Annotated in this window: 14 protein-coding genes, 4 tRNA genes and 1 rRNA gene; all 19 read left to right on the forward strand. The window is 61.5% G+C overall.

What is annotated here, in order from left to right:
• The first annotated feature begins 83 nt into the window (after positions 1 to 83).
• The 19 genes from rrf (at position 84) to tuf (BAMB_RS01375) (ending at position 23,125) form a co-directional block, all read left to right on the forward strand.
• Positions 84 to 196: ribosomal RNA gene (rrf, locus tag BAMB_RS01280) — 5S ribosomal RNA — on the forward strand.
• A gap of 2,193 nt (positions 197 to 2,389) precedes the next feature.
• Positions 2,390 to 2,475, forward strand: a tRNA-Tyr gene (locus tag BAMB_RS01290).
• A 43-nt stretch (positions 2,476 to 2,518) separates the two neighbouring features.
• A tRNA-Gly gene (locus BAMB_RS01295) sits at positions 2,519 to 2,592 on the forward strand.
• Between the two features lie 25 nt (positions 2,593 to 2,617).
• Positions 2,618 to 2,692 (forward strand) — tRNA-Thr (locus BAMB_RS01300).
• A 64-nt stretch (positions 2,693 to 2,756) separates the two neighbouring features.
• Positions 2,757 to 3,947 carry an elongation factor Tu gene (gene tuf / locus BAMB_RS01305; protein ID WP_011350666.1) on the forward strand — a complete coding sequence of 397 codons (1,191 nt, stop codon included), beginning with the start codon at positions 2,757 to 2,759 and terminating at the stop codon, positions 3,945 to 3,947.
• A gap of 59 nt (positions 3,948 to 4,006) precedes the next feature.
• Positions 4,007 to 4,082 (forward strand) — tRNA-Trp (locus BAMB_RS01310).
• Between the two features lie 43 nt (positions 4,083 to 4,125).
• On the forward strand, positions 4,126 to 4,506 hold the full coding sequence (secE, locus tag BAMB_RS01315) for a preprotein translocase subunit SecE (protein WP_006753590.1): 381 nt from the start codon (positions 4,126 to 4,128) through the stop codon (positions 4,504 to 4,506).
• Between the two features lies 1 nt (position 4,507).
• On the forward strand, positions 4,508 to 5,065 hold the full coding sequence (nusG, locus tag BAMB_RS01320) for a transcription termination/antitermination protein NusG (RefSeq protein ID WP_006400672.1): 558 nt from the start codon (positions 4,508 to 4,510) through the stop codon (positions 5,063 to 5,065).
• Positions 5,066 to 5,205: 140 nt separating this feature from the next.
• A complete protein-coding gene (gene rplK / locus BAMB_RS01325; protein WP_006753591.1) occupies positions 5,206 to 5,637 on the forward strand; it encodes a 50S ribosomal protein L11 in 432 nt (143 codons plus the stop codon).
• Positions 5,638 to 6,336: a 50S ribosomal protein L1 gene (gene rplA / locus BAMB_RS01330; RefSeq protein WP_006759673.1), complete on the forward strand. Its 699-nt coding sequence runs from the start codon at positions 5,638 to 5,640 to the stop codon at positions 6,334 to 6,336.
• Positions 6,337 to 6,643: 307 nt separating this feature from the next.
• Positions 6,644 to 7,141, forward strand: coding sequence for a 50S ribosomal protein L10 (gene rplJ / locus BAMB_RS01335; protein WP_006753593.1), 498 nt, complete (start codon positions 6,644 to 6,646; stop codon positions 7,139 to 7,141).
• Between the two features lie 63 nt (positions 7,142 to 7,204).
• The gene (gene rplL, locus BAMB_RS01340; protein WP_006759674.1) at positions 7,205 to 7,579 is read left to right on the forward strand and encodes a 50S ribosomal protein L7/L12; all 375 of its coding nucleotides are present in this window, start codon (positions 7,205 to 7,207) and stop codon (positions 7,577 to 7,579) included.
• Between the two features lie 377 nt (positions 7,580 to 7,956).
• A complete protein-coding gene (rpoB, locus tag BAMB_RS01345) occupies positions 7,957 to 12,063 on the forward strand; it encodes a DNA-directed RNA polymerase subunit beta (protein WP_011655757.1) in 4,107 nt (1,368 codons plus the stop codon).
• A gap of 21 nt (positions 12,064 to 12,084) precedes the next feature.
• Positions 12,085 to 16,326 (forward strand): DNA-directed RNA polymerase subunit beta', encoded by a 4,242-nt coding sequence (rpoC, locus tag BAMB_RS01350; RefSeq protein WP_006753596.1) that lies wholly within the window; start codon positions 12,085 to 12,087, stop codon positions 16,324 to 16,326.
• Between the two features lie 243 nt (positions 16,327 to 16,569).
• A complete protein-coding gene (gene recQ / locus BAMB_RS01355; protein WP_011655758.1) occupies positions 16,570 to 18,417 on the forward strand; it encodes a DNA helicase RecQ in 1,848 nt (615 codons plus the stop codon).
• Positions 18,418 to 18,645: 228 nt separating this feature from the next.
• Complete coding sequence (rpsL, locus tag BAMB_RS01360) at positions 18,646 to 19,026, forward strand: 30S ribosomal protein S12 (protein ID WP_006400662.1); 381 nt, start codon at positions 18,646 to 18,648, stop codon at positions 19,024 to 19,026.
• A 172-nt stretch (positions 19,027 to 19,198) separates the two neighbouring features.
• Positions 19,199 to 19,669 (forward strand): 30S ribosomal protein S7, encoded by a 471-nt coding sequence (rpsG, locus tag BAMB_RS01365; protein ID WP_006477195.1) that lies wholly within the window; start codon positions 19,199 to 19,201, stop codon positions 19,667 to 19,669.
• Between the two features lie 123 nt (positions 19,670 to 19,792).
• Positions 19,793 to 21,895 carry an elongation factor G gene (fusA, locus tag BAMB_RS01370; RefSeq protein ID WP_011655759.1) on the forward strand — a complete coding sequence of 701 codons (2,103 nt, stop codon included), beginning with the start codon at positions 19,793 to 19,795 and terminating at the stop codon, positions 21,893 to 21,895.
• 39 nt (positions 21,896 to 21,934) lie between these two features.
• Positions 21,935 to 23,125 carry an elongation factor Tu gene (tuf, locus tag BAMB_RS01375; protein ID WP_011350666.1) on the forward strand — a complete coding sequence of 397 codons (1,191 nt, stop codon included), beginning with the start codon at positions 21,935 to 21,937 and terminating at the stop codon, positions 23,123 to 23,125.
• The last annotated feature ends 253 nt before the right edge of the window (positions 23,126 to 23,378 follow it).

Raw genomic sequence — 23,378 nt, forward strand, 5'->3', positions numbered from 1 at the left:
ATGTGTGAGATACAGCTCACAACCTAAATTACTGCTTCTTCCCAGATTGGTCGCGTTGCGAAGCAACGTGACAACCCTCTTTGCCTGATGACCATAGCGAGTCGGTCCCACCCCTTCCCATCCCGAACAGGACCGTGAAACGACTCTACGCCGATGATAGTGCGGATTCCCGTGTGAAAGTAGGTAATCGTCAGGCTCCCTAAGCCAGAAACCCCCGCCCGAAAGGCGGGGGTTTTTGCATTTGTGGCGTCGAAAAGGGGAGCAGCGAGGTGGGGCCTTGGCCCGGCGGGCAGGTGAGCTGGCCGGGCAGAATCCTTACACAGGTCGCATCCGTATCGTCGCCCATCTCCGCGGCCACGACGGTGAGCTTGCACCGCGCGCAGAGCGGGAATGGGAGCGACGCCGAATCATTGGGTTCGATCTGGCGATGTCAGGCCGAGGCATCCCGGTTCTCATTACGCACGACAGCATCGAACTGCGCAGCGAGATCTGCCGCATCGTAGGTTCTTGTTAGCGCTGCCATTCAACTGCGATCATTCGAACGATTGGCCATCGGCAACCCCCCTGATCGCCCTTGCGCAAGGCAAAGGGTTCGTCATTCGTGTGGCTGTCATTGGTGGTTGCTCATGCCCGCAATGATCTCGTTTCATGGCCTTACTCCCGTTATTTGCTGCCTTAAGCGCATTGCACGACTCGCCGACTCGTCACGCCGTGGTGAGTCATTATCGCGGCCCATCGGCATGCGTATTTCGGCTATCTCCGCTCAATATCGGTGATGCCGTTCGGGGATTCGGCGCGCGACTGATGCGTCTGGCGGCAAATCCGTGACGCTCGTGTGGCGGAACGCACCTGCAAGACCATGCTTCTCGGCGCCGAGTGCCGAGCGAAATTGTCGCCATGCCTTTCGCCGACGTCGAGACGACACGGAGACAAAAACTTGGTCGGCCGGTCCGATTTCGTCAGAGCCCGCGCTGTTGCTTTTGATGAGAGCCGGCAGCCCGTCTCGAAGGACATGGATTTCTCCGACAGGCGAATAGCCGGTGCCGCCGAGACAGTCACTATCCCCGCTCAACTGAACACGGCGTGCATCGTATCGATACGTCGAATGTCGTTGCACAGCGCGGCTTCACTGCGATGGACCGACCAGGCGCTCATGTTGGTCGGCTTGCACGAGGGGCTCCGCGGTGCGGGTTGCGCTGCCGCACGGTCGCCGAGACCCCGGCCGCGCAGCCGGGGTGGCAGCCACACATGCGTGCGCAGATCGTCGCGCATCAGCAGCTACGGGACATCGAAGCCGGCTGCGCTGTCGGCGTCGCCCTGGGAGGCGTGATGGTCGCTGCGCGCCGCGATACGGTAGGTTGCGCGTCGTTCCGCAGCCTCGCGCACTTGATCGCATCTCGAGGCGCCCGTGGCGCGTATACGCACACGCGATCGAACGCATGCGCGCGCCGGGCCGGGACGCCGCCTTTCCAGTCGGCGCCGAGGATGCTGCCGCGCGTGTTGCAGCTCGCGAACCGGTGGCGCGTGTCGCGCGAGCGTCGTGGTCGCGCGGCCGGTTGAGCGCGCGGGCGTCATCCCCGTTCCCGGCCGTGATCGCGCATCCGGCGTCGATGGCCGGCTTTAACGTGTCACCCTCCGTGACGGCCACCGTGTTTTCCCCGCGCTGTGAGGCGCGGCTCTCGGAAAGCGACTGCTACCGCATTGCCGCGATCCTCTCTGCGAGGCCCCACGCTTTTGGAGTGCCCCCGCATCGAAGTAGCCCCGAAGAGCGGCGCGCTGGCAAGAAAGGCCGGATTTAGCATACGGCGTGAGAGGGCAGGGGAGTCAGCTTGATCGTGCGGCGCGGATTGGCGACGCGCGGCTTTCCATCTGGGGTGATGAGAAGGTGCCGACCGAATCGGCCCTTTCCTGACGGTTAGATCGGCCGGGTTGGCGACGACGAGAGCGGTAGCCGCTTTACTCCAAATCCGGCTTCAGCGTTGGTGTGCTGACAACCACTACAAAGACATCGGCCGTCCCATGCCTGGCGGTACGTCGGGCGCGTTCCTGCGTTCCGCATAACCAACTTCACCCGCCCCGACCCCTCCGCGGACGCCCTGCAAAACCGCCCGGCATGGAAATTGCGGATTTTTTTCATCTACCCGCTTGGCATTATGAGCGGGAGGCCGTATGATGGCGGTCTTTCGTTTTCAGCGAAGATGCAAATCGAAGCTGAAGGCGGAGTCTGACGAGGATGTGGGCGCCGTGTGGTGATCCTCTCGTGCTTGCCTTAGCCGGGCGAGTGCGGGTGTCGGGTGAGTCGCGCAGGCGTGCTGGAAGAGAATGAAAATAATCTTCCGGATGTGCTTGACAAGAGTGCGATGCACCCCCATAATCGTCAGTTCTCTACGGAGGGGTGCCCGAGTGGCTAAAGGGGGCAGACTGTAAATCTGTTGGCTTACGCCTACGTTGGTTCGAATCCAACCTCCTCCACCAGAACATCAGCGCAAAGAGCGGTAGGGAATCGTTAGTGGCCCGTGCGGGTGTAGCTCAATGGTAGAGCAGAAGCCTTCCAAGCTTACGACGAGGGTTCGATTCCCTTCACCCGCTCCAGTTCGTGCAGTTGAAGCGTAATACCGCCCATGTGGCTCAGTGGTAGAGCACTCCCTTGGTAAGGGAGAGGTCGGCAGTTCGATCCTGCCCATGGGCACCAGCAGTTACAAGTCAGTGTCTGTTTGCGCGCGGCGCAACATGTGAATTCCTTTTGGGAGTCGAAAATGGCCAAGGGTAAATTTGAGCGGACCAAGCCGCACGTCAACGTTGGAACGATCGGTCACGTTGACCACGGCAAGACGACGCTGACGGCAGCGATCACGACGGTGCTGACGAAGAAGTTCGGCGGCGAAGCGAAGGCTTACGACCAGATCGACGCGGCACCGGAAGAAAAGGCGCGCGGCATCACGATCAACACGGCACACGTCGAGTACGAAACGGCTAACCGCCACTACGCACACGTCGACTGCCCGGGCCACGCTGACTATGTGAAGAACATGATCACGGGCGCAGCGCAGATGGACGGCGCGATCCTGGTTTGCTCGGCAGCAGACGGCCCGATGCCGCAAACGCGTGAGCACATCCTGCTGGCGCGTCAGGTTGGCGTTCCGTACATCATCGTGTTCCTGAACAAGTGCGACATGGTGGACGACGCTGAACTGCTCGAGCTGGTCGAGATGGAAGTTCGCGAACTCCTGTCGAAGTACGACTTCCCGGGCGACGACACGCCGATCGTGAAGGGTTCGGCAAAGCTGGCGCTGGAAGGCGACACGGGCGAGCTGGGCGAAGTGGCGATCATGAGCCTGGCAGACGCACTGGACACGTACATCCCGACGCCGGAGCGTGCAGTTGACGGCGCGTTCCTGATGCCGGTGGAAGACGTGTTCTCGATCTCGGGCCGCGGTACGGTGGTGACGGGTCGTGTCGAGCGCGGCATCGTGAAGGTCGGCGAAGAAATCGAAATCGTCGGTATCAAGCCGACGGTGAAGACGACCTGCACGGGCGTTGAAATGTTCCGCAAGCTGCTGGACCAAGGTCAGGCAGGCGACAACGTCGGTATCCTGCTGCGCGGCACGAAGCGTGAAGACGTGGAGCGTGGCCAGGTTCTGGCGAAGCCGGGTTCGATCACGCCGCACACGCACTTCACGGCTGAAGTGTACGTGCTGAGCAAGGACGAAGGCGGCCGTCACACGCCGTTCTTCAACAACTACCGTCCGCAGTTCTACTTCCGTACGACGGACGTGACGGGCTCGATCGAGCTGCCGAAGGACAAGGAAATGGTGATGCCGGGCGACAACGTGTCGATCACGGTGAAGCTGATCGCTCCGATCGCGATGGAAGAAGGTCTGCGCTTCGCAATCCGCGAAGGTGGCCGTACCGTCGGCGCCGGCGTCGTCGCCAAGATCATCGAGTAAGCCAGTTATTCGTTGATCGACAGTTTTGGGGCTGGCAGCAGCCGGCCCCAACATGGTTTAGGGGTATAGCTCAACTGGCAGAGCGTCGGTCTCCAAAACCGAAGGTTGGGGGTTCGATTCCCTCTGCCCCTGCCAAAAATCGCCACGTGGTCCCACGTGGCATTTGTTTTAAGGTGTTATGGCGAATCCATCCGTCGAAACTGTAAATACCTCCGGCGATAAGCTGATGCTGGCCCTGGGCGTATTGTTGGTCTTGGCCGGATTCGTGGGCTTCTTCTGGCTGGCCAACCAGCAGTGGTATGTCCGCGGTGCCGCATTGGCGGTAGGTATCATCGCCGGCGTGGCCGTCGGTCTGATGTCCGCGCCCGGCAAGGGCCTTATCGCGTTTGCCAAGGATTCATACAAGGAAGTCCGCAAGGTCGTTTGGCCGACCCGCAAGGAAGCGACGCAAACCACGCTCGTCGTGTTCGGCTTCGTGCTCGTGATGGCGATTTTTCTCTGGTTGAGCGACAAATCGATCGAGTGGGTGATTTTCTCGGCGATTCTGGGATGGAAATGATATGAGCGATACTCCGGCATCCCCGAGCGGAAAGCGTTGGTACGTCGTGCACGCCTACTCCGGCATGGAGAAGAGCGTGCAACGCGCGCTTCAAGAGCGCATCGAACGTGCTGGCATGCAGGACAAATTCGGCCAGATCCTGGTTCCGACCGAAGAAGTGGTCGAAGTCAAAGGCGGCCACAAGGCAGTGACCGAGCGTCGTTTCTTCCCCGGCTACGTGCTGGTGGAAATGGAAATGACGGACGAAACGTGGCACCTCGTGAAGAATACGGCGAAGGTCACCGGTTTCGTCGGCGGTGCGCGTAACCGCCCGACTCCGATTTCCCCGAAGGAAGTCGAAAAGATCATGTCGCAGATGCAGGAAGGCGTCGAGAAGCCGCGCCCGAAGACCCTGTTCGAAGTTGGCGAGATGGTGCGTGTCAAGGAAGGCCCGTTCACGGACTTCAACGGCACGGTCGAAGAAGTCAACTACGAAAAATCGCGCGTGCGTGTGTCGGTCACCATCTTTGGCCGCTCCACCCCGGTCGAACTCGAGTTCGGTCAGGTCGAAAAAGTTTGATCCCGATTCGGTGGGCAGCCTTGGCTGCCCACCTTCGCGCTTACGGCCCGCGTTATGGCCGTTGAGGAGCGTCAGTAGCCAGCGGCGAACGCGCGTTATCACTCACCGAACGCCCCGTGGCGTTCCAACGAGGTTTACAAATGGCAAAGAAGATTGTCGGCTTTATCAAGCTGCAGATTCCTGCAGGTAAAGCCAACCCGTCGCCGCCGGTCGGTCCGGCACTGGGCCAGCGCGGCCTGAACATCATGGAGTTCTGCAAGGCGTTCAACGCGCAGACTCAAGGTATGGAGCCGGGTCTGCCGGTGCCGGTGGTCATCACGGCATTCGCTGACAAGAGCTTCACGTTCGTGATGAAGACGCCGCCGGCGACCGTCCTGATCAAGAAGGCGGCGAAGGTGGACAAGGGCTCGAGCAAGCCGCACACCGACAAGGTCGGTTCGATCACGCGCGCTCAAGCCGAAGAAATCGCGAAGACCAAGATGCCGGATCTTACGGCAGCTGATCTGGACGCAGCCGTTCGCACCATCGCTGGTAGCGCACGCTCGATGGGCATCACTGTGGAGGGCGTGTAAATGGCTAAGATCTCCAAGCGCCGTCAGGCATTTGCCGCCAAGGTCGACCGTCAGAAGCTGTACGCGATCGAAGACGCACTGGCACTCGTGAAGGAATGCGCGAGCGCGAAGTTCGACGAATCGATCGACGTCGCAGTCCAGCTCGGCATCGATGCGAAGAAGTCGGACCAGGTCGTTCGTGGTTCGGTCGTTCTGCCGGCAGGTACGGGCAAGTCGGTTCGCGTTGCCGTGTTCGCGCAAGGCGAGAAGGCCGAGCAAGCACGTGCAGCTGGCGCGGAAATCGTCGGTATGGAAGACCTGGCTGAGCAGATCAAGGCTGGCCAGATGGACTTCGACATCGTGATCGCTTCGCCGGACACGATGCGTATCGTCGGTACGCTCGGTCAGATCCTCGGCCCGCGCGGCCTGATGCCGAACCCGAAGGTCGGCACGGTCACGCCGGACGTCGCGACGGCAGTCAAGAACGCGAAGGCTGGTCAGGTGCAATTCCGTGTCGACAAGGCCGGTATCATCCACGCGACCATCGGCCGTGCATCGTTCGAAGCTGCAGCACTGCGCTCGAACCTGTCGGCACTGATCGAAGCGCTGCAGAAGGCGAAGCCGGCAACGAGCAAGGGTGTCTACCTGCGCAAGGTCGCTCTGTCGAGCACGATGGGCGTTGGCCTGCGTGTCGACCAGGCTACGCTGGCAGCACAGTAAGCAAGTATTCGGGCCGCTTCGTTCGCGAGGCGGCCTACATGGGCTTTGGGCGGTTGTTCGTGCAGTAGGGCGGGCAACCGGTTATCAAAGACCGTTGGTGGGGCGCAGCAGGCAGGCGATCCCTTAATTCAAGCCAACGCAGATGGCGAACCCGAAAAAGTTTTGCAGTGGTGAAGCCGCAGGTCGTGAAGCGATTCACGGCGTGAGGTGGAAATACTCCTAACGAGGTCGGACGCCGTTGTTGAACGAGGTGCGTGAGGTTCGGCCATGCCGGCCGCACCGAACGTATCGTTTCTGGAGGCTAACCGTGCCGCTTAATAGAGAAGACAAGCAAGCCGTCGTCGCTGAGGTTGCCGCGCAAGTCGCGAAGGCCCAGACCGTTGTGCTGGCTGAGTATCGTGGAATTGCGGTTGGCGATCTGACCAAGCTGCGCGCGCAAGCGCGTGAGAAGCAGGTGTACCTGCGCGTGTTGAAGAACACGCTGGCGCGTCGCGCTGTTGAAGGTACGCCGTTTGCTCCGCTGGCAGAGCAGATGACTGGTCCGTTGATCTACGGCATCTCTGAAGATGCAATTGCCGCTGCTAAGGTCGTCAACGACTTCAGCAAGGGCAATGACAAGTTGGTCATCAAGGCTGGTTCGTTCGATGGCAAGGTGATGGACAAGGCTGGCGTGCAAGCGCTGGCAAGCATCCCGAGCCGCGAAGAACTGCTCTCGAAGCTGCTGTTCGTTATGCAATCGCCTGTTTCGGGCTTCGCGCGTGCTCTCGCCGCGCTGGCCGAGAAGAAGCAAGCAGAAGCTGCGTAAGCGAACATGCATCAGCGTCACTGATCGCTGGCTGTATCCGAATTCAATTTAGGAGTATTTCAAATGGCAATCGCAAAAGAAGACATCCTGGCAGCAGTCGAAGGGATGACCGTTCTGGAACTGAACGAACTGGTCAAGGCGTTCGAAGAGAAGTTTGGCGTGTCGGCAGCTGCAGTGGCAGTCGCTGGCCCGGCAGGCGGCGGCGCTGCTGCTGCTGCAGAAGAGAAGACCGAATTCACGGTCGTCCTGACTGAAGCAGGCAGCAACAAGGTTGCAGTCATCAAGGCAGTTCGCGAACTGACGGGCCTGGGCCTGAAGGAAGCGAAGGACGTCGTTGACGGCGCACCGAAGGCTGTCAAGGAAGGCGTCGACAAGGCTGCTGCTGACGAAGCCAAGAAGAAGCTGGAAGACGCGGGCGCGAAGGTCGAAGTTAAGTAAGTTTCGACGCGCTGTGCGAAGGCTGGCGGTATTTTCACCGCCGGCCTTTTTGTGCTTTGTGGGGACGTTATTCTGGCACTCTTTTGGGAGCCCGAATAATCGGCCCCAGAAGCCAAAGAAAACCGCCGAATCGTTGTCAATGGTCACGATTGGCGTTTCTCTTTGTCTTCTGAAGCGACTGCAGAAGGCAAGTTTGGTCGGGTAGCGGGCAACACAGGCATCCGCTGCCGTCAGCCAGCGGTTGGTAGCGGCCAACCACCAAGCTTCTCGGCTCGTTCAAGCCATCGGGCGGCCATCGGGTCTCAGTCGGTGAACACTCGGGTTAGAAACGTCCAGGTATCCCGCCTCGACAGCACCCGCCGTGATTCGGAGATCGTATGCAATATTCCTTCACCGAGAAGAAGCGCATTCGCAAGAGTTTCGCGAAGCGCCCCATCGTTCACCAAGTTCCGTTCTTGCTGGCCACCCAGCTTGAATCATTCAGCACGTTTCTGCAAGCCGATGTGCCGGGCACGCAACGCAAGCCTGAAGGTTTGCAGGCCGCCTTCACATCGGTATTTCCCATTGTTTCGCACAACGGTTTCGCGCGCCTCGAGTTCGTGAGCTATGCGCTGTCCTCGCCGGCATTCAACATCAAGGAATGCCAGCAGCGGGGCCTGACGTACTGCTCCGCGCTGCGCGCGAAGGTCCGCCTCGTCATCCTCGACAAGGAATCGCCGAACAAGCCGGTCGTCAAGGAAGTGAAGGAGCAGGAAGTGTACATGGGCGAAATTCCGCTCATGACGCCGACGGGCTCGTTCGTCATCAACGGCACCGAGCGTGTCATCGTCTCGCAGCTGCACCGTTCGCCGGGCGTGTTCTTCGAACACGACAAGGGCAAGACGCACAGCTCGGGCAAGCTGCTGTTCTCGGCACGGATCATTCCGTACCGCGGCTCGTGGCTCGACTTCGAATTCGATCCGAAGGACATCCTGTACTTCCGCGTCGACCGTCGCCGCAAGATGCCGGTCACGATCCTGCTGAAGGCCATCGGCCTCACGCCGGAACAGATCCTCGCGAACTTCTTCGTGTTCGACAACTTCACGCTGATGGACGAAGGCGCGCAACTCGAGTTCGTGCCCGAGCGCCTGCGTGGTGAAGTCGCGCGCTTCGACATCACGGATCGCGACGGCAAGGTCATCGTCCAGAAGGACAAGCGGATCAACGCGAAGCACATTCGCGACCTCGAAGCCGCGAAGACCAAGTTCATCTCGGTGCCGGAAGACTATCTGCTCGGCCGCGTGCTGGCGAAGAACGTCGTCGACGGCGACACCGGCGAAGTGATCGCGAGCGCGAACGACGAAGTCACGGAAAGCGTGCTCGAGAAGCTGCGCGAAGCGGGCATCAAGGAAATCCAGACGCTCTACACGAACGATCTGGACCAGGGTCCGTACATCTCGTCGACGCTGCGTGTCGACGAAACGACCGACAAGACGGCCGCGCGCATTGCGATCTACCGCATGATGCGCCCGGGCGAGCCGCCGACCGAAGAAGCGGTCGAGGCGCTGTTCAACCGTCTGTTCTACAGCGAAGAAGCGTACGACCTGTCGAAGGTCGGCCGCATGAAGTTCAACCGCCGCGTCGGCCGTGACGAGATCACCGGCCCGATGACGCTGCAGGACGACGACATCCTCGCGACGATCAAGATCCTCGTCGAGCTGCGCAACGGCAAGGGCGAAGTGGACGACATCGACCACCTCGGCAACCGCCGCGTGCGTTGTGTCGGCGAACTGGCCGAAAACCAGTTCCGCGCGGGTCTCGTGCGTGTCGAGCGCGCGGTCAAGGAACGCCTCGGCCAGGCCGAAAGCGAAAACCTGATGCCGCACGACCTGATCAACTCGAAGCCGATTTCGTCGGCGATCCGCGAGTTCTTCGGTTCGTCGCAGCTATCGCAGTTCATGGACCAGACCAACCCGCTGTCGGAAATCACGCACAAGCGCCGTGTTTCCGCACTGGGCCCGGGCGGTCTGACGCGCGAACGCGCAGGCTTCGAAGTTCGTGATGTGCACCCGACCCACTATGGCCGCGTGTGCCCGATCGAAACGCCGGAAGGTCCGAACATCGGCCTGATCAACTCGCTCGCACTGTACGCGCACCTGAACGAGTACGGCTTCCTCGAGACGCCGTACCGCAAGGTCGTGGACAGCAAGGTGACCGACCAGATCGATTACCTGTCGGCGATCGAGGAAGGCCGCTACATGATCGCTCAGGCGAACGCCGCGATCGACGAGAACGGCCAGCTGGTCGACGAACTCGTGTCGTCGCGTGAAGCCGGCGAAACGATGATGGTCACGCCGGACCGTATCCAGTACATGGACGTCGCGCCGTCGCAGATCGTGTCGGTTGCAGCATCGCTGATCCCGTTCCTCGAGCACGACGATGCGAACCGTGCACTGATGGGTTCGAACATGCAGCGTCAGGCCGTGCCGTGTCTGCGTCCGGAAAAGCCGGTCGTCGGTACGGGCATCGAGCGCACCTGCGCGGTCGACTCGGGCACGACGGTTCAGGCGTTCCGCGGCGGCGTCGTCGACTATGTCGACGCAGGCCGTATCGTGATTCGCGTGAACGACGACGAAGCCGTCGCAGGTGAAGTCGGTGTCGACATCTACAACCTGATCAAGTACACGCGTTCGAACCAGAACACGAACATCAACCAGCGTCCGATCGTGAAGATGGGCGACAAGGTCTCGCGCGGCGACGTGCTGGCCGACGGCGCCTCGACGGACCTGGGCGAGCTCGCGCTCGGCCAGAACATGCTGATCGCGTTCATGCCGTGGAACGGCTACAACTTCGAGGATTCGATCCTGATCTCGGAGAAGGTGGTCGCCGACGATCGCTACACGTCGATCCACATCGAAGAGCTGAACGTCGTTGCACGCGACACGAAGCTCGGGCCGGAAGAAATCACGCGCGACATCTCGAACCTGGCGGAAGTCCAGCTCGGCCGTCTCGACGAATCGGGCATCGTGTACATCGGTGCGGAAGTCGAAGCGGGCGACGTGCTGGTCGGCAAGGTCACGCCGAAGGGCGAGACCCAGCTGACGCCGGAAGAAAAGCTGCTGCGCGCGATCTTCGGCGAGAAGGCCTCGGACGTGAAGGACACGTCGCTGCGCGTGCCGTCGGGCATGAGCGGTACCGTGATCGACGTCCAGGTGTTCACGCGTGAAGGCATCCAGCGCGACAAGCGTGCGCAACAGATCATCGACGACGAACTGAAGCGCTACCGTCTCGACCTGAACGACCAGCTGCGCATCGTGGAAGGCGACGCGTTCCAGCGTCTCGCGCGCATGCTCGTGGGCAAGGTCGCGAACGGCGGTCCGAAGAAGCTCGCGAAGGGCACGAAGATCGACCAGGCTTACCTGGAAGACCTCGACCACTACCACTGGTTCGACATCCGCCTGGCGGACGACGAAGCAGCGGCGCAGCTCGAAGCGATCAAGAACTCGATCGAGGAAAAGCGTCACCAGTTCGACCTCGCGTTCGAAGAGAAGCGCAAGAAGCTCACGCAAGGCGACGAACTGCCGCCGGGCGTGCTGAAGATGGTCAAGGTGTACCTCGCGGTGAAGCGTCGTCTGCAGCCTGGCGACAAGATGGCAGGCCGTCACGGTAACAAGGGTGTCGTGTCGAAGATCGTCCCGATCGAAGACATGCCGTACATGGCCGATGGCCGTCCGGCCGACGTCGTGCTGAACCCGCTCGGCGTGCCGTCGCGGATGAACGTGGGTCAGGTTCTGGAAGTGCACCTCGGCTGGGCCGCGAAGGGCCTCGGCTGGCGTATCGGCGAAATGCTGCAGCGTCAGGCGAAGATCGAGGAAATGCGTTCGTTCCTGACGAAGATCTACAACGACTCGGGTCGCAAGGAAGATCTGGAAAGCTTCACCGACGACGAGATCCTCGAACTCGCGAAGAACCTGCGCGAAGGCGTGCCGTTCGCGACGCCGGTGTTCGACGGTGCGACCGAGGAAGAAATGGGCAAGATGCTCGACCTCGCGTTCCCGGACGACATCGCCGAACAGCTCGGCATGAACCCGTCGAAGAACCAGGTCCGTCTGTACGACGGCCGCACGGGTGAAATGTTCGAACGTCGCGTGACGCTTGGCTACATGCACTACCTGAAGCTGCACCACTTGGTCGACGACAAGATGCACGCGCGTTCGACCGGCCCGTACTCGCTCGTCACGCAGCAGCCGCTGGGTGGTAAGGCGCAGTTCGGTGGCCAGCGTTTCGGTGAAATGGAAGTGTGGGCACTCGAAGCGTACGGCGCGTCCTACGTGCTGCAGGAAATGCTGACGGTGAAGTCGGACGACGTGAACGGCCGGACCAAGGTCTATGAGAACCTGGTCAAGGGCGATCACGTCATCGATGCAGGCATGCCGGAATCCTTCAACGTGCTCGTGAAGGAAATCCGCTCGCTCGGTATCGATATCGATCTCGACCGCAATTAATCGGACTACGGAGAGAAGGCAATGAAAGCTCTGCTCGATCTATTCAAGCAAGTCCAACAGGAAGAAGTTTTCGACGCGATCAAGATCGGTCTGGCCTCGCCGGACAAGATCCGTTCGTGGTCGTTCGGCGAAGTGAAGAAGCCGGAGACCATCAACTACCGCACGTTCAAGCCGGAACGCGATGGTCTGTTCTGCGCGAAGATCTTCGGGCCGATCAAGGACTACGAGTGCCTGTGCGGCAAGTACAAGCGCCTGAAGCACCGCGGCGTGATCTGCGAGAAGTGCGGCGTCGAAGTGACGCTGGCGAAGGTGCGTCGCGAACGCATGGGCCACATCGAGCTGGCCTCGCCGGTCGCGCACATCTGGTTCCTGAAGTCGCTGCCGTCGCGTCTGGGCATGGTGCTCGACATGACGCTGCGCGACATCGAACGCGTGCTGTATTTCGAAGCGTACGTGGTGATCGAACCGGGCATGACGCCGCTGAAGGCGCGGCAGATCATGACCGAAGAGGATTACTACAACAAGGTCGAGGAATACGGCGACGAATTCCGTGCCGAGATGGGCGCGGAAGGCGTGCGTGAACTGCTGCGCGCAATCAACATCGACGAGCAGGTCGAGACGCTGCGCACCGAGCTGAAGAACACCGGCTCGGAAGCGAAGATCAAGAAGTATGCGAAGCGCCTGAAGGTCCTCGAGGCATTCCAGCGCTCGGGCATCAAGCCCGAGTGGATGATCCTCGAAGTGCTGCCGGTGCTGCCGCCGGAACTGCGTCCGCTCGTGCCGCTGGACGGCGGCCGTTTCGCGACGTCGGACCTGAATGACCTGTATCGCCGCGTGATCAACCGTAACAACCGGTTGAAGCGTCTGCTCGAGCTGAAGGCGCCTGAAATCATCGTCCGCAACGAAAAGCGGATGCTGCAGGAAGCCGTCGACTCGCTGCTCGACAACGGTCGTCGCGGCAAGGCGATGACGGGCGCGAACAAGCGTCCGCTGAAGTCGCTCGCCGACATGATCAAGGGTAAGGGCGGTCGTTTCCGTCAGAACCTGCTGGGCAAGCGCGTCGACTACTCGGGCCGTTCGGTCATCGTGGTGGGCCCGACGCTGAAGCTGCACCAGTGCGGTCTGCCGAAGCTGATGGCGCTCGAACTGTTCAAGCCGTTCATCTTCAACAAGCTGGAAGTGATGGGCGTCGCGACGACCATCAAGGCTGCGAAGAAGGAAGTCGAGAACCAGACGCCGGTGGTGTGGGACATCCTCGAAGAGGTGATCCGCGAGCACCCGGTGATGCTGAACCGTGCGCCGACGCTGCACCGTCTCGGTATCCAGGCGTTCGAGCCCGTGCTGATCGAAGGCAAGGCGATCCAGCTGCACCCGCTCGTCTGCGCGGCGTTCAACGCCGACTTCGACGGTGACCAGATGGCCGTTCACGTGCCGCTGTCGCTCGAAGCGCAGATGGAAGCGCGTACGCTGATGCTGGCGTCGAACAACGTGCTGTTCCCGGCCAACGGCGATCCTTCGATCGTGCCGTCGCAGGATATCGTGCTGGGTCTGTACTACGCGACCCGCGAAGCGATCAACGCGAAGGGCGAAGGCCTGTCGTTCACCGGCGTGTCGGAAGTGATCCGCGCGTACGAGAACAAGGAAGTCGAGCTGGCGTCGCGCGTCAACGTGCGGATCACCGAAATGGTTCGCAACGAGGACACGTCGGAAGGCGCGCCGCAATTCGTGCCGAAGATCTCGCTGTACGCGACGACCGTCGGTCGCGCGATCCTGTCGGAGATCCTGCCGCACGGCCTGCCGTTCTCGGTGCTGAACAAGCCGCTGAAGAAGAAGGAAATCTCGCGCCTGATCAACACCGCATTCCGCAAGTGCGGTCTGCGTGCGACGGTCGTGTTCGCCGACCAGCTGATGCAGTCGGGTTTCCGTCTCGCGACGCGTGCCGGTATTTCGATCTGCGTGGACGACATGCTCGTGCCGCCGCAGAAGGAAACGATCGTCGGCGACGCCGCGAAGAAGGTGAAGGAGTACGACCGCCAGTACATGTCGGGTCTCGTCACCGCGCAGGAACGCTACAACAACGTGGTCGACATCTGGTCGGCAACGTCGGAAGCGGTCGGCAAGGCGATGATGGAGCAGCTGTCGACGGAGCCGGTGACGGACCGCGACGGCAACGAGACGCGCCAGGAGTCGTTCAACTCGATCTACATGATGGCCGACTCGGGCGCCCGGGGTTCGGCGGTGCAGATTCGTCAGCTGGCCGGTATGCGTGGCCTGATGGCGAAGCCGGACGGCTCGATTATCGAGACGCCGATTACCGCGAACTTCCGCGAAGGCCTGAACGTGTTGCAGTACTTCATCTCGACCCACGGTGCACGTAAGGGTCTGGCTGATACGGCACTGAAGACCGCGAACTCGGGTTACCTGACGCGTCGTCTCGTCGACGTCACGCAGGATCTGGTGGTGGTCGAGGACGATTGCGGCACGTCGAACGGCGTGGCGATGAAGGCGCTGGTCGAAGGCGGTGAAGTCGTCGAGGCACTGCGCGACCGTATCCTCGGCCGCGTCGCGGTCGCGGACGTCGTGAACCCGGAAACGCAGGAAACGCTGTACGAATCGGGCACGCTGCTCGACGAAACGGCGGTCGAGGAAATCGAACGCCTCGGCATCGACGAAGTGCGCGTGCGCACGCCGCTGACCTGCGAAACGCGTTACGGTCTGTGCGCGGCCTGCTACGGCCGTGACCTGGGCCGCGGCTCGCTCGTGAACGTCGGCGAAGCAGTCGGCGTGATCGCGGCACAGTCGATCGGCGAACCGGGCACGCAGCTGACGATGCGTACGTTCCACATCGGTGGTGCGGCATCGCGTGCGGCAGTGGCGTCGTCGGTCGAAGCGAAGAGCAACGGTATCGTGCGCTTCACGGCGACGATGCGTTACGTCACCAACGCGAAGGGCGAGCAGATCGTCATTTCGCGTTCGGGCGAGGCGCTGATCACCGACGATATCGGCCGCGAGCGCGAACGTCACAAAATCCCGTACGGCGCGACGCTGCTGCAGCTCGACGGCGCGGCGATCAAGGCCGGCACGCAGCTGGCGACGTGGGATCCGATGACGCGTCCGATCATCACCGAGTACGGTGGTACGGTGAAGTTCGAGAACGTCGAGGAAGGCGTGACCGTCGCGAAGCAGATCGACGACGTGACCGGCCTGTCGACGCTGGTCGTGATCGACGTGAAGCGTCGTGGTTCGCAAGCTTCGAAGAGCGTGCGTCCGCAGGTGAAGCTGCTCGACGCGAACGGCGAGGAAGTGAAGATCCCGGGCACGGAACACGCGGTGCAGATCGGCTTCCAGGTCGGCGCACTGATCACCGTGAAGGACGGCCAGCAAGTGCAGGTGGGTGAAGTGCTCGCACGTATCCCGACCGAAGCGCAGAAGACGCGTGACATTACCGGCGGTCTGCCGCGGGTGGCGGAACTGTTCGAAGCGCGTTCGCCGAAGGATGCCGGCATTCTCGCGGAAGTCACCGGTACGACGTCGTTCGGCAAGGACACGAAGGGCAAGCAGCGTCTCGTCATCACGGACCTCGAAGGCAATCAGCACGAGTTCCTGATCGCGAAGGAAAAGCAGGTGCTGGTCCACGATGCTCAGGTCGTCAACAAGGGCGAAATGATCGTGGACGGCCCGGCCGATCCGCACGACATCCTGCGTCTGCAGGGTATCGAGGCGCTGTCGCGCTACATCGTCGACGAAGTGCAGGACGTGTATCGTCTGCAGGGCGTGAAGATCAACGACAAGCACATCGAGGTGATCGTTCGCCAGATGCTGCGTCGTGTGCAGATCACCGACAACGGTGATACGCGCTTCATCCCGGGCGAACAGGTCGAGCGTTCCGACATGCTGGACGAGAACGATCGCATGATCGCCGAGGACAAGCGCCCGGCTTCGTACGACAACGTGCTCCTCGGTATCACGAAGGCGTCGCTGTCGACCGACTCGTTCATCTCGGCGGCATCGTTCCAGGAAACGACCCGCGTGCTGACCGAAGCGGCGATCATGGGCAAGCGCGACGATCTGCGTGGCCTGAAGGAAAACGTGATCGTCGGCCGTCTGATCCCGGCCGGTACGGGTCTCGCGTTCCACAAGGCGCGCAAGGCGAAGGAGATGTCCGACCGCGAGCGTTTCGACCAGATCGCTGCGGAAGAGGCATTCGACTTCGGTACGCCGAGCACGCCGGCGGAAGAGCCGCAACACCCGGCAGCCGAATAAGCAGCATGGGCGGCGCGAGCCGCCTTACGTTGCCGTATTCGCTGTCATCGAAGCCGCCCGGTCCGCCGGGCGGTTTTTTTTATCCGTCGTTCACGTTCATGACGGGCTTGCCGCACGGTTGCGCAGGCCCGTCATGCGCGCGCACGAACCCTGTCCGATGGCCAACGTTTCACGATTCGCCGCGCGCTGCGCGAGCGGGTTGTTAAAATTGCGGTCATCGTTCCGCCGTCCTCGTTCTCATTCATGTCCCGCGCCCTCGAAATCCTCGACGAAGTATTTGGTTATTCCGCATTTCGCGGCCAGCAGGGCGAAATCGTCGAACACGTCGCCGGCGGCGGCGATTGCCTCGTGCTGATGCCGACCGGCGGCGGCAAGTCGCTGTGCTACCAGATTCCGGCGCTGCTGCGCCGCGAGGCGGGGCAGGGCGCGGGCATCGTCGTGTCGCCGCTGATCGCGCTGATGCAGGACCAGGTCGCCGCGCTCAGCGAAGTCGGCGTGCGCGCGGCGTATCTGAACTCGACGCTGTCGGGCGCCGAAGCCGCGGCCACCGAACGCGCGCTGCGCGAAGGCGAGATCGATCTGCTGTACGTGGCGCCCGAGCGGCTGATGACGGGGCGCTTCCTCGAGCTGCTCGAACGCGCGAGGATCGGCCTGTTCGCGATCGACGAGGCGCACTGCGTGTCGCAGTGGGGGCACGACTTCCGTCCCGAATACATTCAGCTGTCGGTGTTGCACGAGCGCTTCCCGTCGGTGCCGCGTATCGCGCTGACGGCCACCGCCGACGCGATCACGCGCGACGAGATCATCCATCGCCTCGCGCTCGACGATGCGCGCGTGTTCGTGTCGAGTTTCGATCGCCCGAACATCCGTTACCGGATCGTCGAGAAGGACAACGCGCGCGCGCAGCTGCTCGACTTCATCCGCGCGGAGCATACGAACGCGGACGGCACGACCGACGCGGGCGTCGTCTACTGCCTGTCGCGCCGCAAGGTCGAGGAAACGGCCGAATGGCTGAAGGCGCAGGGCGTGCGGGCGCTGCCGTATCACGCGGGGATGGAGTTCGAGGTGCGGCAGAAGCACCAGGAAATGTTCCAGCGCGAGGAAGGCGTCGTGATGTGCGCGACCATCGCGTTCGGCATGGGCATCGACAAGCCGGACGTGCGCTTCGTCGCGCACCTCGATTTGCCGAAGAGCGTCGAAGGCTATTACCAGGAAACGGGCCGTGCGGGCCGCGACGGGATGCCGGCGAACGCGTGGATGGCGTATGGCCTCGGCGACGTCGTCCAGCAGCGCAAGATGATCGACGAATCCGATGCGGACGACGCGCACAAGCGCGTCCAGACGTCGAAGCTCGACGCGCTGCTCGGGCTGTGCGAGACGATCTCGTGCCGGCGCGTGCGATTGCTGAACTACTTCGGCGAGGCGAGCCAGCCGTGCGGCAACTGCGACACCTGCCTCGAGCCGCCCGATTCGTGGGATGCGACGCGCGAGGCGCAGATGGCGCTGTCGTGCGTGTTCCGCGCGCAGCGCGCGAGCGGCTTCAATTTCGGCTCGAGCCATCTGATCGAGATCCTGCGCGGCGGCCGCACCGAGAAGGTGCTGCAGCGCGGTCATGACCAGCTCAGTACGTTCGGGATCGGCGCGGCGCTGTCCGAGCCCGAATGGCGCGCGATTTTCCGGCAGCTCGTCGCATACGGCTATCTGGCGGTCGACCATGGCGGATTCGGCGCGCTCATGCTGACCGAGGCCGCGAAGCCGGTGCTGAAGAACGAGGAGAAGGTCACGCTGCGCCGCTACGTGAAGCCGCAGCGCACGCGCCAGTCGTCCAGCCGCAGCGGCACGCGGGTCGACCCGACGGCCGGCATGGGCGCGCGCGAGCGGGCCCGCTGGGATGCGTTGCGTGCGTGGCGCGCGGAAACCGCGAAGTCCGACGGCGTGCCGGCCTACGTGATCTTCCACGACGCCACACTCGCCGAAATCGCGCGCAATGCGCCCGAGACGATCGAGGACCTGCGCCATATCCCCGGCATGGGCGTGCGCAAGCTCGAACGCTTCGGCGACGAGATCATCGACGTCGTCGAATCCGCATGACACAGGTGTTCCGACCCTTCCGGTAAACCGCTCCTGTGGGCGTCAAATCACGCAAGCCGTTGACTTAGTTGGTATTTCCGGAATATGATGTTGGGTTCCGGTATTCGGCAGGCCGCGTCGCGTTCCAACGTTCGTGTCCAACCCGCCGGTGTCGGAAGTCAACTGTGCGTCGATTCTCGCTTTGCCCGAAATCGATGTGCAGATTTTGTTCAATTTCAGGAATAAACAATGCCAACCATCAACCAACTGGTTCGCAAAGGCCGTCAGTCGGAAACGACGAAGAGCAAGAGCCCGGCCCTGCAGGACTGCCCCCAGCGTCGCGGCGTGTGCACCCGTGTGTACACGACGACGCCGAAGAAGCCGAACTCGGCACTCCGTAAGGTCGCCAAGGTTCGTCTGACGAACGGCTTCGAAGTGATTTCGTACATCGGCGGTGAAGGCCACAACCTGCAGGAACACTCGGTTGTGCTGATCCGCGGCGGCCGTGTGAAGGACTTGCCGGGTGTGCGTTACCACATGGTTCGCGGCTCGCTGGATACCCAGGGCGTCAAGGACCGTAAGCAAGCGCGCTCGAAGTACGGCGCGAAGCGTGCAAAGGCTGCCAAGTAAGCAGTTTTTGATCAGGGATCGCCCAAGGGCGGTCAAGGCGGGAGTGCCGGATTGCCGGTGCTGTCGAGTAAGTGGTCACCCGGCCAAGCTGGTTAGTCGTGAAGATGTGATCGGGTTTGTTGGTGGCCGCGGAGCTGGATACAGCTCCAACTGAACAGGTAAAGGAAGAATCATGCCGCGTCGTCGCGAAGTCCCCAAGCGGGAAGTGTTGCCGGATCCGAAGTTCGGCAACGTTGATGTAGCCAAGTTCATGAACATGCTGATGCTGTCCGGCAAGAAGTCGGTCGCAGAGCGCATCGTTTATGGCGCATTCGAACAAATCCAGACCAAGGGTGGCAAGGACCCGCTGGAAGTGTTCACGGTTGCGCTCAACAACGTGAAGCCGGTGGTCGAAGTGAAGAGCCGCCGCGTTGGTGGTGCCAACTATCAGGTTCCGGTCGAAGTGCGCCCGTCGCGTCGTATGGCATTGGCGATGCGCTGGCTGCGCGAGGCTGCGAAGAAGCGCAGCGAGAAGTCGATGGCTCTGCGCCTGGCAGGTGAACTCTCCGAAGCGGCCGAAGGCCGTGGCGGCGCGATGAAGAAGCGCGACGAAGTTCACCGCATGGCAGAAGCCAACCGCGCGTTCTCGCATTTCCGTTTCTAAGCGCCTGTCTGGGCTGTTAGCGGAAATAAATTCCGGGCGGGTGCGCTTTTCAGGCGCCTCGCCCGTTTGTGTTGAAGCATGATGCAGCAGGGCTGCATCATGTCATCCTAGTAGAGGATCAAAGTGGCTCGCAAGACTCCTATCGAGCGCTACCGTAATATCGGTATTAGCGCTCACATCGACGCCGGCAAAACGACGACGACCGAGCGCATTCTGTTTTACACCGGTGTGAACCACAAGATCGGTGAAGTCCACGACGGCGCAGCCACGATGGACTGGATGGAGCAGGAACAGGAGCGTGGCATCACGATCACGTCCGCTGCTACCACGGCCTTCTGGAAGGGCATGGGCGGCAACTATCCGGAACACCGCATCAACATCATCGACACCCCGGGTCACGTCGACTTCACGATTGAAGTGGAGCGCTCGATGCGCGTGCTCGACGGCGCGTGCATGGTGTACTGCGCAGTGGGCGGCGTGCAGCCGCAGTCGGAAACGGTGTGGCGCCAGGCGAACAAGTACAAGGTTCCCCGTCTCGCGTTCGTCAACAAGATGGACCGTACCGGCGCGAACTTCTTCAAGGTCTACGACCAGCTCCGTCTGCGCCTGAAGGCGAACCCGGTTCCGGTCGTGGTGCCGATCGGTGCGGAAGAAGGTTTCAAGGGTGTCGTCGACCTGATCAAGATGAAGGCGATCATTTGGGACGAGGCATCGCAAGGTACCAAGTTCGACTACGTGGACATCCCGGCGGAACTCGTCGACACGTGCAACGAATGGCGCGAAAAGATGGTCGAAGCGGCTGCCGAGTCGAACGAAGACCTGATGAACAAGTACCTCGAAGCGGGCGAGCTGTCCGAAGCCGAGATCGTGAAGGGTCTGCGTGACCGTACGATCGCGTGCGAAATTCAGCCGATGCTGTGCGGTACCGCGTTCAAGAACAAGGGCGTGCAGCGCATGCTCGACGCCGTGATCGATTTCCTGCCGTCGCCGGTCGACATCCCGCCGGTTACGGGTGAACTCGAAAATGGCGAGAAGACGGAGCGCCGTGCGTCCGACGACGAGAAGTTCGCGGCACTCGCGTTCAAGATCATGACCGACCCGTTCGTCGGCCAGCTGATCTTCTTCCGCGTCTACTCGGGCGTCGTCAATTCGGGTGACACGCTGCTCAATGCGACCAAGGACAAGAAAGAGCGTCTCGGCCGTATTCTGCAGATGCACGCGAACCAGCGTGAAGAAATCAAGGAAGTTCGCGCAGGCGACATCGCTGCTGCGGTCGGCCTGAAGGAAGCGACCACGGGCGACACGTTGTGCGATCCGGCACATCCGATCGTGCTCGAACGCATGATTTTCCCGGAGCCGGTGATTTCGCAGGCCGTCGAGCCGAAGACGAAGGCTGACCAGGAGAAGATGGGCCTGGCGCTCAACCGCCTCGCTCAGGAAGATCCGTCGTTCCGCGTGCAGACCGACGAAGAGTCGGGTCAAACCATCATTTCGGGCATGGGCGAGCTCCACCTCGAAATTCTGGTCGACCGGATGAAGCGTGAATTCGGCGTGGAAGCAACCGTCGGCAAGCCGCAGGTGGCCTACCGCGAAACCATTCGCAAGTCGGCCGCGGACGTCGAAGGCAAGTTCGTCAAGCAGTCGGGTGGTCGTGGTCAGTATGGCCATGCGGTCATTACGCTCGAGCGCAGCGAACTGGGCAAGGGCTACGAGTTCGTCGACGCGATCAAGGGCGGCGTGATTCCGCGCGAATACATCCCGTCGGTTGACAAGGGTATCCAGGAAACGCTGAAGAGCGGCGTGCTGGCAGGCTTCCCGGTTGTCGACGTGAAGGTCACGCTGACGTTCGGTTCGTACCACGACGTCGACTCGAACGAAAATGCGTTCCGCATGGCCGGTTCGATGGCGTTCAAGGAAGCGATGCGTCGTGCGGATCCGGTTCTGCTCGAGCCGATGATGGCCGTGGAAGTGGAAACGCCGGAAGACTTCATGGGTAACGTGATGGGTGACCTGTCGGGTCGTCGCGGCATCATCCAGGGCATGGATGACATGGTAGGCGGCGGCAAGATCGTGCGCGCCGAAGTGCCGCTGTCGGAAATGTTCGGCTACTCGACGTCGCTGCGTTCGCTGACGCAGGGTCGCGCAACGTACACGATGGAGTTCAAGCACTACGCTGAAGCTCCGAAGAACGTTGCAGAAGCGATCATCAGCGCGAAGACGAAGTAATTCGCTATCACAATCGATTATTTTTGAAAGAAGAGAATCATGGCAAAAGGTAAATTCGAGCGGACCAAGCCGCACGTGAACGTTGGTACGATCGGTCACGTTGACCACGGCAAGACGACGCTGACGGCAGCGATCACGACGGTGCTGACGAAGAAGTTCGGCGGCGAAGCGAAGGCTTACGACCAGATCGACGCGGCACCGGAAGAAAAGGCGCGCGGCATCACGATCAACACGGCACACGTCGAGTACGAAACGGCTAACCGCCACTACGCACACGTCGACTGCCCGGGCCACGCTGACTATGTGAAGAACATGATCACGGGCGCAGCGCAGATGGACGGCGCGATCCTGGTTTGCTCGGCAGCAGACGGCCCGATGCCGCAAACGCGTGAGCACATCCTGCTGGCGCGTCAGGTTGGCGTTCCGTACATCATCGTGTTCCTGAACAAGTGCGACATGGTGGACGACGCTGAACTGCTCGAGCTGGTCGAGATGGAAGTTCGCGAACTCCTGTCGAAGTACGACTTCCCGGGCGACGACACGCCGATCGTGAAGGGTTCGGCAAAGCTGGCGCTGGAAGGCGACACGGGCGAGCTGGGCGAAGTGGCGATCATGAGCCTGGCAGACGCACTGGACACGTACATCCCGACGCCGGAGCGTGCAGTTGACGGCGCGTTCCTGATGCCGGTGGAAGACGTGTTCTCGATCTCGGGCCGCGGTACGGTGGTGACGGGTCGTGTCGAGCGCGGCATCGTGAAGGTCGGCGAAGAAATCGAAATCGTCGGTATCAAGCCGACGGTGAAGACGACCTGCACGGGCGTTGAAATGTTCCGCAAGCTGCTGGACCAAGGTCAGGCAGGCGACAACGTCGGTATCCTGCTGCGCGGCACGAAGCGTGAAGACGTGGAGCGTGGCCAGGTTCTGGCGAAGCCGGGTTCGATCACGCCGCACACGCACTTCACGGCTGAAGTGTACGTGCTGAGCAAGGACGAAGGCGGCCGTCACACGCCGTTCTTCAACAACTACCGTCCGCAGTTCTACTTCCGTACGACGGACGTGACGGGCTCGATCGAGCTGCCGAAGGACAAGGAAATGGTGATGCCGGGCGACAACGTGTCGATCACGGTGAAGCTGATCGCTCCGATCGCGATGGAAGAAGGTCTGCGCTTCGCAATCCGCGAAGGTGGCCGTACCGTCGGCGCCGGCGTCGTCGCCAAGATCATCGAGTAATATCGACGATCCGCGGATCCCTCCGGGGTCCGCGATTCCACGGTAGGCAGTTGTACCGTCGAAACCGGGTGTCCAGTCTGATCTGGCACCCGGTTTTGTCTTTGTGGCGTGCGTCGCGGTATTGACAAACGCCCACCACCACTGCGAATTTTCGTGTAGAATCGCGGGCTTAGCAGTGGAAGTACCGTTCGGGACGTGTCGCCTCGCTCCCCGCAGGCAACAGGTTTCGCGTTCTTTTAGTGTCCGGCGATGC

Source organism: Burkholderia ambifaria AMMD, assembly GCF_000203915.1.
In the GTDB taxonomy this organism is placed as follows: domain Bacteria; phylum Pseudomonadota; class Gammaproteobacteria; order Burkholderiales; family Burkholderiaceae; genus Burkholderia; species Burkholderia ambifaria.